11 protein-coding genes are annotated in these 12108 nt (G+C 68.8%); 9 read left to right on the forward strand and 2 right to left on the reverse strand.

What is annotated here, in order from left to right; genetic code table 11:
* Positions 1-110: 110 nt before the first annotated feature.
* Both ACWEKS_RS47340 and ACWEKS_RS47345 read right to left on the reverse strand, forming a co-directional pair.
* A complete protein-coding gene (locus tag ACWEKS_RS47340) occupies positions 111-560 on the reverse strand; it encodes a hypothetical protein (RefSeq protein WP_452346253.1) in 450 nt (149 codons plus the stop codon).
* A 105-nt stretch (positions 561-665) separates the two neighbouring features.
* Positions 666-1163, reverse strand: a complete 498-nt coding sequence (locus tag ACWEKS_RS47345) for a flavin reductase family protein (protein ID WP_452346254.1) — start codon at positions 1161-1163, stop codon at positions 666-668.
* Positions 1164-1551: 388 nt separating this feature from the next.
* Between ACWEKS_RS47345 and ACWEKS_RS47350 the strand changes: the two genes are divergently transcribed.
* From ACWEKS_RS47350 to ACWEKS_RS47390, 9 genes are all read left to right on the forward strand, one after another.
* The gene (locus ACWEKS_RS47350; RefSeq protein WP_452346255.1) at positions 1552-2544 is read left to right on the forward strand and encodes an alpha/beta hydrolase; all 993 of its coding nucleotides are present in this window, start codon (positions 1552-1554) and stop codon (positions 2542-2544) included.
* 29 nt (positions 2545-2573) lie between these two features.
* Positions 2574-4532 carry an acetate--CoA ligase gene (gene acs / locus ACWEKS_RS47355; RefSeq protein WP_452346256.1) on the forward strand — a complete coding sequence of 653 codons (1959 nt, stop codon included), beginning with the start codon at positions 2574-2576 and terminating at the stop codon, positions 4530-4532.
* 322 nt (positions 4533-4854) lie between these two features.
* Positions 4855-6048 (forward strand): acyl-CoA dehydrogenase family protein, encoded by a 1194-nt coding sequence (locus ACWEKS_RS47360; RefSeq protein WP_452346257.1) that lies wholly within the window; start codon positions 4855-4857, stop codon positions 6046-6048.
* Complete coding sequence (locus ACWEKS_RS47365) at positions 6041-7222, forward strand: acyl-CoA dehydrogenase family protein (RefSeq protein ID WP_452346258.1); 1182 nt, start codon at positions 6041-6043, stop codon at positions 7220-7222. The genes ACWEKS_RS47360 and ACWEKS_RS47365 overlap by 8 nt, the downstream gene beginning before the upstream one ends.
* 188 nt (positions 7223-7410) lie before the next feature.
* Positions 7411-8400 (forward strand): oxidoreductase, encoded by a 990-nt coding sequence (locus ACWEKS_RS47370; protein WP_452346259.1) that lies wholly within the window; start codon positions 7411-7413, stop codon positions 8398-8400.
* A gap of 129 nt (positions 8401-8529) precedes the next feature.
* The gene (locus tag ACWEKS_RS47375) at positions 8530-9036 is read left to right on the forward strand and encodes a hypothetical protein (protein ID WP_452346260.1); all 507 of its coding nucleotides are present in this window, start codon (positions 8530-8532) and stop codon (positions 9034-9036) included.
* Positions 9037-9200: 164 nt separating this feature from the next.
* Positions 9201-9884: a TetR family transcriptional regulator gene (locus ACWEKS_RS47380; RefSeq protein ID WP_452346261.1), complete on the forward strand. Its 684-nt coding sequence runs from the start codon at positions 9201-9203 to the stop codon at positions 9882-9884.
* The gene (locus ACWEKS_RS47385) at positions 9869-10921 is read left to right on the forward strand and encodes a hypothetical protein (RefSeq protein ID WP_452346262.1); all 1053 of its coding nucleotides are present in this window, start codon (positions 9869-9871) and stop codon (positions 10919-10921) included. Before ACWEKS_RS47380 ends, ACWEKS_RS47385 begins: the two co-directional genes overlap by 16 nt.
* Before the next feature lie 78 nt (positions 10922-10999).
* On the forward strand, positions 11000-11989 hold the full coding sequence (locus ACWEKS_RS47390) for an alpha/beta hydrolase (protein WP_452346263.1): 990 nt from the start codon (positions 11000-11002) through the stop codon (positions 11987-11989).
* Positions 11990-12108 lie beyond the last annotated feature (119 nt).

Here is a 12108-nt window from a genome sequence, read left to right on the forward strand (position 1 = left end):
CCACCCCCCTTATCACACATTTCACCTCCACCCTCTTCCCCCCCCCCCCCTTCTCCCGATGTCGGGGGGGTGGTGACGACCGGTCGTCACCACCCCACAGGCCGAATCATTTACGCCGCAAGCAGATTCGCTCGGCGGTCGAGCCGCGTGAAGCGCAGCCGCTGGAAGCCCGCGAAAATCAGAGCCAGCATGGAGCCGAGAAACAGCACCGTGCCCAGCCGGGTATTCGGCAGGCTCGAGAAAAGAACAGACAGATCCGGCGCTGCTTTCACGGTCACGAACACGGTGATCAGCAGTTGCAGCACGCCGATCAGTGCGCATACCGCGCCCGTCACTCGCCTGCCGGACCGGAAGGCGACGATGACCGCGACCGTCGTCAGTGCCGCGAAAGCCCATGCCACCCAGTCATAGAAGGCGGCCTGCAGGCCACTGGGGTTGGCGGCGTTCAACGCTGCCAGATCCGCGAAGTTCAAGGTGGTGGCGGGAGTCGTGGCGGTGGCCGGCAAATACGTCCACGCGGGCCCGAACAATGCCAGCCAGATCGCGGCGGCGCTGATCATCAGCAGCGCGTTCGTATTGCGCTGCACGTGCGAAAGCTGTTGCGAATCAATCATTGTGTACTCACTACTTCGAGAGCGGATGCGGGGAGCCGTGCGGTCCCCTGATCAGATGGCGGCGAGCCGGCGGAACCGGCTGCCGTGGAACACCAGCGGCGCGGCCTCGGGATCCGCCCACAGGCCGTGAATCTCGAGCAATGCGACGGCATGGTCGCCGGCCGGAACCTCGGCGTGCAGGGAACATTCCAGCCACGCGGTGGCGCCGTGCACGAAAACCCCGCCCCCGGAGGCGCGGTCCCAGCCGATGTCGGCGAAGCGGTCGGCGGATTTCCGGGCCAGGCTCATGCAGATCTCGTCGTGTCCCTCCGCCAGCACGCTGATACCCAGCCGGGGAACGTCCCGCAGTCTCGGCCAGGTGGACGAGGAGGCCTGGAAGCACACCGAGACCAGTGGGGGTGCGACCGACACCGACGTGAACGAGCTGGCGGCCATGCCGATCGGTTCGTCGTCGACCATCGCGCATACGGCGGTGACCCCGGAGGGGAAGCACCCGAACGCGCGGCGCAGCACGCTCGAGTCGGCGGTCATCGGTTCGAAAGCGATCATCGTTCCGGTGGACCTTTCGTCCAGGTTGGGCACGGCACTCACTGGCTGTCGGACTGTGGGCGACATGGCGACAACGGGGGCGGGCTGGTTCACGGGATCTCCAAGACATTGGGGCCGCGAGCGGACGCGGCGGTGCATCGCTCAGCTACGACGCCAGGGCCACGCAGCGGACCGCGACCGATGCTAGATTGATTGATCTATAACGAGACTAGGTGCGCGTCTCCCACCTCGTCAACAGTTGAAAGCCGGACTCGATGCGAGTTCGCCGGGTGGAGTCCACGGCGGCGAGAACGTCGCTTCCGGACACCGCCATATGGCGGATGTACCGCGCGGCAATCACGTCGTTTGGTGGCTACGACCGCACTCCGTCGGCGGATTGACTGAATCCATGACGCAGACCACCCCATTCACCGGCAGCATCCCCGCCCGGCCGCCGTTCGACGCCGAGTTGGCTCCCGTGTTGCAAGCCTTTCGTTCCGACATTCCGTGGCTCACCGCCGACACCCTTGCCGACGTTCGCGAACTGTCGACCACGGGCCTGCCCGGCCGGCCCGCGCCCGACCTGACCGTCGGGGGCAAGGTACGCGTCGATGAGCGGACGATCCCCGGCCCGGATCAGGAGCTGAACCTGACGGTGCTCACCCCGGCGGCCGGGACGGGCCCGTGGCCACTGCTGTATTACATCCACGGCGGTGGCGTCGTGTCCGGCAACCGTTTCAGCGCGCTCGACGAGATGCTGCCCTACGTTGCCGAGGGCGGCGCGGTCGTGGCGTCGATCGAATATCGGCTCGCCCCCGAGCACCCCCACCCGGCGCCGGTCGAGGACTGCTACGCCGGCCTGCGCTGGGCCGCCGAGAACGCGAACCTGTTGCACATCGACGCCGATCACATCATCGCCATCGGGTTCAGCGGCGGCGGCAACCTCGCCGCGGGCGTCGCATTGCTGGCGCGTGACCGCGGCTTCCCGGCACTCACCCATCAGATCCTCGGCTGCCCGATGCTCGACGACCGCCTGCAGACCCACAGCGCGCAGATGCTCGACCGGGAAGGTGTGTGGGATCGCAACGAGAACCTCTGGGCGTGGACCGCCCTGCTCGGCGACCGCCGGGGCACCGACGACGTCAGCCCGTACGCGGCACCCGCGCGAGCGGAGAATCTGGCCGGCCTGCCGCGCACCTTCATCGATGTCGGCTCGGTCGAGGGCTTCCGCGATGAGGCCATCGACTACGCCCAGCGCCTGTCCCAGGCCGGAGTCAACGTCGATCTCCACGTGTGGGGCGGCGGATTCCACGGATTCGACATCGGCATCCGGCAGCCGGCGGTCACCCAGGCGTCCCTCGCGGTCCGGGACGAATTCATCCGCCGGGCCTTGGAACGCTAGCAACCGGGACCGTGGAAGAGCATTCATCGATGACCAGCAATTCGTCACCGGCGGTGTACGCGCCGTCCGAAGCCTTTGCCGCGCAAGCGAATTCCGACGCGGCGCTGTACGACCGGGCCGCGGCCGATCGCCTCGCGTTCTGGGCCGAGCAGGCCCGGCGCCTGGACTGGGCAACCGACTTCACCGAGGTGTTGGACTGGTCGGACGCCCCGTTCGCGACATGGTTCGCCGACGGCACCCTGAACGTCGCGGTCAACTGCCTCGACCGGCACGTTGCCGCCGGCAAGGGTGATCGGGTGGCGATCCACTGGGTCGGCGAACCCGGCGACAGCCGCGACCTCACCTATCGGCAGCTGCTCAGCGAGGTGTGCCGGGCCGCCAACTACTTCACCTCGATCGGCCTGACGGCCGGCGATCGTGTCGCCATCTATATGCCGATGGTGCCCGAGGCGATCGTCGCCATGCTGGCGTGCGCCCGGCTGGGCCTGACCCACTCGGTGGTGTTCGCCGGCTTCTCGGCCGCCGCGCTGCGTTCGCGGATCGACGACGCCGCGGCCAAACTCGTCATCACCACCGACGGGCAGTACCGCCGCGGCCTGCCGGCCGCATTGAAGGCGAACGTCGACACCGCGCTCGGCAGCGGGCCGACCGCCGCCGCATCCGTCGACAAGGTCCTGGTCGTGCGTCGCACCGGCCACGATCCGGATCTGAACTGGGTCGAGGGCCGCGACGTCTGGTGGGACGACACCGTCGGCGCGGCGCCCGACCGCCACGAACCCGTGGCTTTCGGCGCCGAGCATCCGCTGTTCCTGCTCTACACCTCCGGGACGACCGGCAGTCCCAAGGGCATCGTGCACTCCTCCGGCGGCTACCTGACCCAGGCCGCCTACACCTTTCATTACGTGTTCGACCACAAGGAGGGCCGCGACGTCTTCTGGTGCGGTGCGGACATCGGCTGGATCACCGGCCACTCCTACCTCGTGTACGGACCCCTGTCCAACGGCGCCACCACGGTTCTCTACGAGGGCACACCGAACACCCCGGACGAACACCGCCACTTCCAGATCATCGAAAAGTACGGCGTCACAACCTATTACATCGCGCCGACGCTGATCCGCACCTTCATGAAGTGGGGCCGCGAGATCCCCGACAGCCACGACCTGAGTTCGCTGCGCCTGCTCGGTTCGGTCGGCGAACCGATCAACCCCGAAGCCTGGAAGTGGTACCACGAGGTCATCGGCGGTGGCCGCTGCCCGATCGTCGACACCTGGTGGCAGACCGAGACCGGCGCCATCATGATCTCCCCGCTGCCCGGCGTCACCGCGACCAAACCGGGCGCGGCCATGGCACCGCTGCCCGGGATCAGCGCCGCCGTCGTCGACGACAACGGGGAACCGGTCGCCGCCGGCGAGGCGGGTTACCTGGTCCTCGACCAGCCGTGGCCGGCGATGCTGCGGGGAGTATGGGGCGACGCCGAACGATACCGCGACACCTACTGGTCACGGTTCGCCGAACAGGGCTGGTATTTCGCCGGGGACGGCGCCCGCTACGACGCCGACCACGCACTGCACGTGCTGGGCCGCGTCGATGACGTCATGAACGTCTCCGGCCACCGGATCTCCACCGCCGAAGTCGAATCCGCGCTGGTCGGCCACCCAGCGGTCGCCGAAGCGGCGGTCGTCGGCACCGCCGACGAGACCACCGGGCAGGCGATCGTCGCGTTCGTCGTGCTCCGCACCGGCAGCGAGCACGCCGTCGGCGATCTCGTCACCGAACTGCGCAACCTGGTCACCCTGGAGATCTCACCCATCGCCAAACCGCGCGAGATCACCATCGTGCCCGAACTGCCCAAGACCCGCTCCGGCAAGATCATGCGCCGCCTGCTGCGGGACACCGCCGAAGGCCGCGAACTCGGCGACACCTCCACCCTCGTCGACCCCACCGTCCTCGAAACCGTCCGGCGCTCGGGCACTTTCGGACAGCGATAGGAGCAGATGATGGTTTGGCGGGCAGGGGCGGGAGCGCGGGCGCGAATGCTGGCCGGCGGGACGAAACCGATCGCGTCCTGACTCGAATCGCAGCGCGGGCCGAGGCGGGGGCATCCTCCCCACGGCCCGCGCTGCTGTGCACGGTTCTCACGTTGACAGGCGAGAGGGCACGCCTTTAGCGTGGTCGATTAGATCATTCTATCTACTGCAATCTCACCATGCCCCGGCCCATACCCGGATTGCCAGGGCGACAAGTTTTCCATCACGAAGGGGACACCCATGCGATTTCCTGGCAAGCGTGCCGTGATCACGGGAGCCGAAGTTGAGCATTGATGCCGAATCCGCACGGATAGCGGAAGCCGCGCGCCAGGTCGTGCAGGCGCACGACCCTCGCTCCGTTCCCCTCACCGAGTTCTTCGGGGCCTGCTTCGACGCCGGCCTGTCCTGGGTGCACTTCCCCGAGGGCCACGGCGGGCTCGGCGTCTCGCGCGGCCTGCAGGCCGTCGCTGACGCGATCTTGCAGGAGGCGGGCGCCCCAGCACCGTTCAGCCTGAACCCCATCGGCTACGGCATGGCCGCGCCGACCGTGCAGGAGCACGCGCAGACAGCAGAGCTGAAGCGAAAGTGGTTGCGCCCGCTCGCAACCAACGAGAACATCTGGTGCCAGCTGTTCTCCGAGCCGGGCGCCGGGTCCGACCTGGCCGGGCTCGCGACCTCGGCCGTCCGCGACGGTGACGACTGGGTGGTGAACGGGCAGAAGGTGTGGACCACCCTGGCCCACCACGCCAGCTGGGCGCTGCTGATCGCCCGCACCGATCCGGACCTCCCGAAGCACAAGGGCCTCACCTATTTCGTGGTCGACATGCGCGCCCCGGGTGTCGAGACCCGCCCGCTGCGTCAGATGACCGGCCAGGCCGAGTTCAACGAGGTCTATCTCGAGAACGTCCGGATTCCGGACGCGCACCGGCTGGGCGCGGTCGGCGCGGGCTGGCAGGTCGCGATGACCACGCTGATGAACGAACGCAGCTCGATCGGCGCGAGTGGTACCCGTCGCGGTGACGGCACGATCGCGGACGCCGTCGCGCTGTGGGCGCAGCGTCCGGACCGCCACACCCCGGTGCGCCGCGACCACCTCACCCGGCTCTGGTTGCGCTCGGAAGCGCAGCGGCTCACCTCGGAGCGGTCCCGCGCCACCGCGACCCTCAGCGGCCCCGGCCCGGAGGGGTCGATCGGCAAGCTCGTCGGCGCCGAACTGAACAAGCAGATCTACGAGTTCTGCATGGACCTGCTCGGACCGGAGGGGCTCCTCTACGACGACTACACCATGCGTGACGTGGGCCCCGGCGAGGACGAACTCGGGCCGGTGCAGCAGCGCTTCCTGCGCTCACGCGCCAACACCATCGAGGGCGGCACCTCCGAGGTGCTGCGCAACATTCTCGGCGAGCGGATCCTGGGGCTGCCCGGCGATCTGCGTGCCGATTCCGGACGACCCTGGCGTGAGGTGCCCCGTGGCTGACCAGAACCCGACCCCGAGCGGGCAATTCGTGTTCACACCGGAGCAGGGGGAGCTGCGCACCGCGGTCCGCCGCTTCTGCGCCGAGCACTCCGACGAGGCGACCGTGCGGCGACTGATGGAGTCCACGCCACCGTTCGACCAGAAGGCTTGGGCCAGGCTCGGATCCGAGCTGGGCGTGCTCGGGCTCGGCGTGCCGGAGGAGCTCGACGGCTCGGGCGGCGGCATCGTCGACGCCGCGATCGCCGTCGAGGAGCTCGGCGCCGCCCTGTTCTGCGGACCGGTCTTCGGCACTCTCGCACTGTCGATCCCCGCGCTCGTCGCCGCGCCGGACACGCCGGCGCGCGCCGAGACACTGGGCCCGCTCGTCGCGGGTGCCCGGACCGCCGCCTTCGCCGTCCCGGACCGGGCCGGGCGCTTCGCCGCCGACGCCGTGACCGTGCAAGCCATCGGTTCGGGCGACCAGTGGACCGTCTCCGGGACCGTCGAGCGCGTCGTCGACGCGGGCGCCGCGGACGACCTGCTCGTGGCCGCGACCGGCCCGGACGGGGTGGCCCTGTTCGTCGTCGACGCCACCGGGTCCGGGGTGGAACGCACCCCGCTGTCCACCATGGACCTGACTCGGCCGCAGGCCACGGTCCGCTTCGACGGCGCGCCGGCCCGGCTACTCGCAGGCCCGGCGGAGACGGCCCACGTCTGCGGGCACGCGCTGCGGGCCGGCGCGGTGCTGCTGGCCGCCGAGCAGGTCGGCGGCGCCCAGCACCTGCTCGACCTGAGCGTCGCGTACGCGAAGGAGCGGCTGCAGTTCGGCCGGCCCATCGGTTCGTTCCAGGCCGTCAAACACCGGCTCGCCGACATGCTCGTCGATCAGGAGCACGCCCGCACCGCGGCCTATTGCGCCGCCTGGACGTTGCAGGACGGCACCGACGACCGAGAGCTCGCGGCGTCGATCGCGCAGGCGACCTGCTCGGCCGCCTTCACCCGCGTCGCGGCCGACACCGTCCAGGTACACGGCGGTATCGGATTCACCTGGGAACACCGGACGCACCTGTACTTCAAGCGCGCATTCACCGATGCCGTCCTCCTGGGCAGCGCCGAGGAACACCGGGACCGGATCGCCGAGCTCGTGCTCGACGCCGCCCCGGCCCGGTACGAAGTCCCGGTCGCGACCGGATAGGCCCCGGAGTGGGGCGGGGAAGACTTCCCGCCCCACTCCACAATCGCCGTCCGGCCGTTGACGAGGCGGGAGACCTGCGTCTACGCTCTATTAGATCAATCTATCAAATCGGTCGTATTGCCGGTTCGGGAGCTCGCCGCTGTCGAACAAGGTTTCTGAATGCGGGTGATCCGATCCAGGAAGGTGTCATGTCCAAGTCCTTCAACGCTTTCGTCGTCAACAAGAGCGACGCCGGCTTCAGCGCCGGCGTGCAGGAGCTCACGCTCGATGACCTGCCCGCGGGCGACGTCACCGTGCGTGTGCAGTACTCGAGCGTCAACTACAAGGACGGCCTCGCCTGCCTTCCCGAGAGCCCCGTCGTGGGCTCCTACCCGATGGTGCCGGGCATCGACCTGGCCGGCACTGTCGTCGAGTCGAGCGACCCGCGCTTCACGCCCGGCCAAGAGGTGGTCGCGATCGGCCGCGAGCTGGGCATCTCGCACTTCGGCGGCTTCGCCGAGTACGCGCGGCTGACCGGCGATTGGCTGGAGCCACTCCCGTCGGGCCTCACCCTGAAGGAGGCGATGGCGCTGGGCACGGCCGGATTCACTGCGGCACTGTCGATTCAGCGGCTGGAGGAGAACGGCCTGAAGCCGGGCGACGGCCGCGTGCTCGTCACGGGCGCCACCGGCGGCGTGGGCAGCACGGCGGTGAACATGCTCGCCGGCCTCGGCTACGAGGTCTCCGCCAGCACCGGCAAGAGCGAGGAGCACGACTTTCTGCGCGGGCTGGGCGCGACCGAGATCCTCGGCCGCGATGAGGTTTCCGCGCAGGGCGCCCCGGTGGAGGCCGAGCGGTGGGCGGCCGGGGTGGATCCGGTGGGTGGCGACACCCTCGCCTACCTGCTGCGTACCACGCGCTACCGCGGCTCCGTGGCGAACTGCGGCCTCACCGGCGGCCCGATGCTGTCGACCACCGTGCTCCCCTTCATTCTGCGCGGCGTCAACCTGCTCGGAATCGACTCCGTCATGTGCCCGGCGGATGTGCGCGCCGCGGTGTGGCTGCGCCTGGGTACGGACCTGAAGCCGAAGAACCTGGCGGAGAGCATTTCTCACGAAATCGGCCTGGACGAGGTCCCGGCGGTCGCCGGCGCAATCCTCGCAGGTTCCGTCAAGGGCCGGACGATCGTGCGGCTGTAGCGACTCACACCCCCGTAACCACGGTGACAACCCCCCTCGGGTGGCAAACGCCGTCGGCTACGACGAATTCTCGCGGACCGGCCAGGTCGTCTCGGTCGGTGTCGAGCTCAGTTGAGAGGACTGAAATCAATGGAGAAATTCACCCTGCAACAGATGGAAGAGTTGCTCGCGGTTCATGAAATGGCCGAGTTCAATCTCGATCTCGATGCAACGATGGCGACGCTCGTCGATAATCCGGTGTACGAGCTCCCAACCCTCGGATGGCACATCGAGGGGCAGAGCGCCGTTCGCGAGACATATGCGCGCATGCTCCCCGGCAGTGACAAGCGGAATATCTGGGCCGACAAGCGAGTGCATGCGGTTTCCGAAAACGAGCTGTGCCGCGAAGCCTACGTGTACTTCGACACCGAAAGCGGTCGTGTCACCGGCCGATACTTTGTGGTGATGGCTTTCGAGGGCAATCGGATTTCCGGCGAGCGGATGTACATGGACACCGCTTTCGCCAAGGCGATGACCGAAATTCTCGGACCCGACTTCGGCGACGTCCCGGGAGTGTCGAGGCTGGAGGACATGAGTCCGCCGCCCGTGCCGCGGCTGGATCGAGCGGCGGAGCACGCCGCCAATCCGAACCACTGATCCGGCAGCTCTGACGGCTCCGCGCGCAGCCGGACATCGGTACGCGGCCACGGAGTCGGTCTCTCGGGTCCATCACGGCTGGGTGGTGGACCCGAGAGCATCCTGCAGCGGATCTTCCACTGAATGGGACCGAACCAAACAGTTTGGTTTGGTATGATGTGAGCGTGACCACTCCCACCGGTGCCGATACCACCCTCGACCGCATCCTCACCGCCGCGACGGACGAGTTCGCCCAGTACGGCGTGGCGGGTGCGCGCATCGATCGGATCGCCCGCAGGGCGAAGTCGAGCAAGGAACGGCTGTACGCGTACTTCCGCAGCAAACAGGAGCTCTATCGGTTCGTCGCGGAACGCGAGCTGGCCGCGATGACCGCCGCCACCCGCCTCGACGCGACCGACCTGCCCGGCTATGCCGGGCGGGTGCACGACTACTTCATGGCCCATCCCGACCACCTGCGCCTGATGCATTGGGGCCGGTTGGACGTCGCCGGCAACGAGACTCCCGGCGATCCCTTCCAGGTGGCCGTGCGGCAGACCGTGCGACGCGGTGTCGAGCAGGTGCGGCAGGCACAGCTGGCCGGGCACCTGGATCCGGCGTGGGACCCGATCGACGTCATGGTCGTGGTCAATCAGATCGCCCTGTCCTGGGCTGAGCAGCCCGATCTCGTCGACCTCGCCGAGGGACAGGTTCGCGACCCTTCCGATGCGGCGCGGCGCGCCGCGATCGTCGCCGCGGTGGCGGGCCTGTTCCCGGCGGCGGCCGCGTCACCCACCAGCCCTGACACCGACGGCCGGAGCCCGACGGCTGTGCATGAGGATCGAGGAGTCCGTTCGTGCGGGAGTGGATAGTCAAACTCAATACGATCGACGGCGGCGCGGCGGAAGCCCTGCGGGTGATCGAGCATTTCGACACGCTGGTCGACCAGCGGTCCTCGGCGCTGGCCATGCTCCGGGCGGCCGCGGCGCTGGCCGATTGCCCGGTCGGGCTCGAGGATCCGGAACGCGGCCTCCGGGTCGGTGTGGACGCGGCCGGCCGGACCATCTCCGACCTCGGCCCCGGGACGGCGTCACGTCAGACGGAGCGATTCGAGGAGATCACCGTCTGGCTGGACCGGGAGGGTCCGCTCTGGCCCCTGGACCACCTGATTCTCGAACGATTCGCCCGTAGCCTGCATGCGGTCAAGAAGACTCGCGACACCTCCCCGGCGGTGGCCGCGACCCGTATCGCCTGTGATCCGGACGTCGCCCCCGCCGATCGTCACAATGCGCTGCGGCAGCTGGGCCTGGGGTCGACGGTCACGGTGGTGGCCACCCATCTGTCCGATGCGCGGCGGATGCCCCCGGGGCTCGTCCTCGATGAGCACCAGATCCATCTCTTCCCCGCAGCGCCGGCCCAGCACACGATCCCGCGCGACATCGCCGCCGGAATCCACGCCTGCGCCGGCGCCGAGGTCCACCAGGCGTGGCAGCACGCCCGCACCGCGCTGCGCATCGCCATCGATCTCACCACCGGCGAACCCACGCATGTGCGCTACGACCAGCTCGGCTGCATCGCCACCGTCGTGGAGAGCGTCGATGCGGATACCGCCGCGCGCGCACCCGATGTCCGCCGGGTGGTCGAGCTGCAGGCCCAGCGGCCGTGGGTGGTTCCGACAATCGAGGCGGTACTGAGTCACAGCAGCATTCGCGAGGCCGCCCGCCTGCAGAATCTGCACCACTCCACCATGCGCCAGCGCATCGACTGGCTCGAGCGCCAGCTCGGATACACCCCGCTCAGCAGCGGCGGATACACGCGCGCGAGCACCACGCTGATGCTGTGGCGGATCGCGATGGCCGCTGAACGGCCGCGCAATTCGCTGCTGCCGGTGCCCGCCGTTTGTCGGTGATCGGGGCGGCAGTCGCGTCGGGTTGGCGGCTGTGACCCGCCTCATAAGGCCGGTTCACTGAATGCCGAAGGAGGTCCCATGACCCAGAACGCATTCTCTTTCGGCCCCGCACCGGTGCGGCCGCCCTACGATCCCGAACTGGTCCCCGGACTCGCCGCGATTCGAGCCGCCACGCCGACGCTCAGCGACGACACCCTGGAGCTCGTGCGCGAGATCACGAAGGCGGCGGTGCCCGGGCGCGACCCGATCGATCTGACCGCGGGCGGCCGAGTCCGGGTCGAAGAGCTGACCATCACGCCCGCGGAGGCCGAGCTCCCGCTCGTCGTGCTCAGTCCGGCCGAGGGGCAGGGACCGTGGCCGTTGATCTATTACGTGCACGGCGGCGGAATGGTCGCGGGCGGGCGCCACCTGGGTCTGGACGACCTCATCTCGCACGTGGCGGACGGCAGTGCGGTCGTGGTGTCGATCGAATACCGGCTCGCGCCCGAACATCCCGATCCCGCGCCGATCACGGACTGCTATGACGGCCTGCGCTGGTGCGCCGAGAATGCCGGGCAGCTGCGGATCGACCCGTCGCACATCATCGTCACCGGGACCAGCGCCGGCGGCGGCCTGGCCGCGGGCGTCACGCTGATGGCCCGTGACTCGGGCTTCCCGGCGGTGAGCCACCAGGTGCTGGTCTGCCCGATGCTCGACGACCGGTTCGAAACCCACAGTTCCCGCATGCTCGACGACGACGGGACCTGGGACCGCAACGGCAACCTGTACGGCTGGACCGCACTGCTCGGTGACCGGCGCGGCACCGAGGACGTCTCCTACTATGCGGCGCCCGCGCGCGCGAAAGACCTGTCCGGGCTGCCGCGCACCTTCATCGACGTCGGGTCCGCCGAGGGCTTTCGCGACGAGGTCATCGTCTACGCGATGGGCCTTAGCCAGGCCGGGGTGAGCGTGGACCTGCACATGTGGGGCGGCGGTTTCCACGGCTTCGAGAACATCACGCCGGCGGCGATCGCCCAGTCCTCGTTCTCGACCCGTACCGAGTTCTTTCGCCGCGCGCTGAAACGCTGAACGCCCGCAACAATTCTCACCCGACCCGGCTGTGGCACCCGCGCGAAACCCCCGGTGGCAACCCGCGGCCGAATAAGGGGGATGAGTCAGGCCCCCCCCCACCCCGGGGGAAAGGCGGG

The organism is Nocardia sp. NPDC004711 (genome assembly GCF_053601595.1).

Bases quoted from the DNA above. Each gene is read 5' to 3' on its own strand.
- ACWEKS_RS47340 (WP_452346253.1), bottom strand. From the start codon at position 560: ATGATCAGCGCCGCCGCGATCTGGCTGGCATTGTTCGGGCCCGCGTGG.
- ACWEKS_RS47345 (WP_452346254.1), bottom strand. From the start codon at position 1,163: ATGATCGCTTTCGAACCGATGACCGCCGACTCGAGCGTGCTGCGCCGC.
- ACWEKS_RS47350 (WP_452346255.1), top strand. From the start codon at position 1,552: ATGACGCAGACCACCCCATTCACCGGCAGCATCCCCGCCCGGCCGCCG.
- acs (WP_452346256.1), top strand. From the start codon at position 2,574: ATGACCAGCAATTCGTCACCGGCGGTGTACGCGCCGTCCGAAGCCTTT.
- ACWEKS_RS47370 (WP_452346259.1), top strand. From the start codon at position 7,411: ATGTCCAAGTCCTTCAACGCTTTCGTCGTCAACAAGAGCGACGCCGGC.
- ACWEKS_RS47375 (WP_452346260.1), top strand. From the start codon at position 8,530: ATGGAGAAATTCACCCTGCAACAGATGGAAGAGTTGCTCGCGGTTCAT.
- ACWEKS_RS47390 (WP_452346263.1), top strand. From the start codon at position 11,000: ATGACCCAGAACGCATTCTCTTTCGGCCCCGCACCGGTGCGGCCGCCC.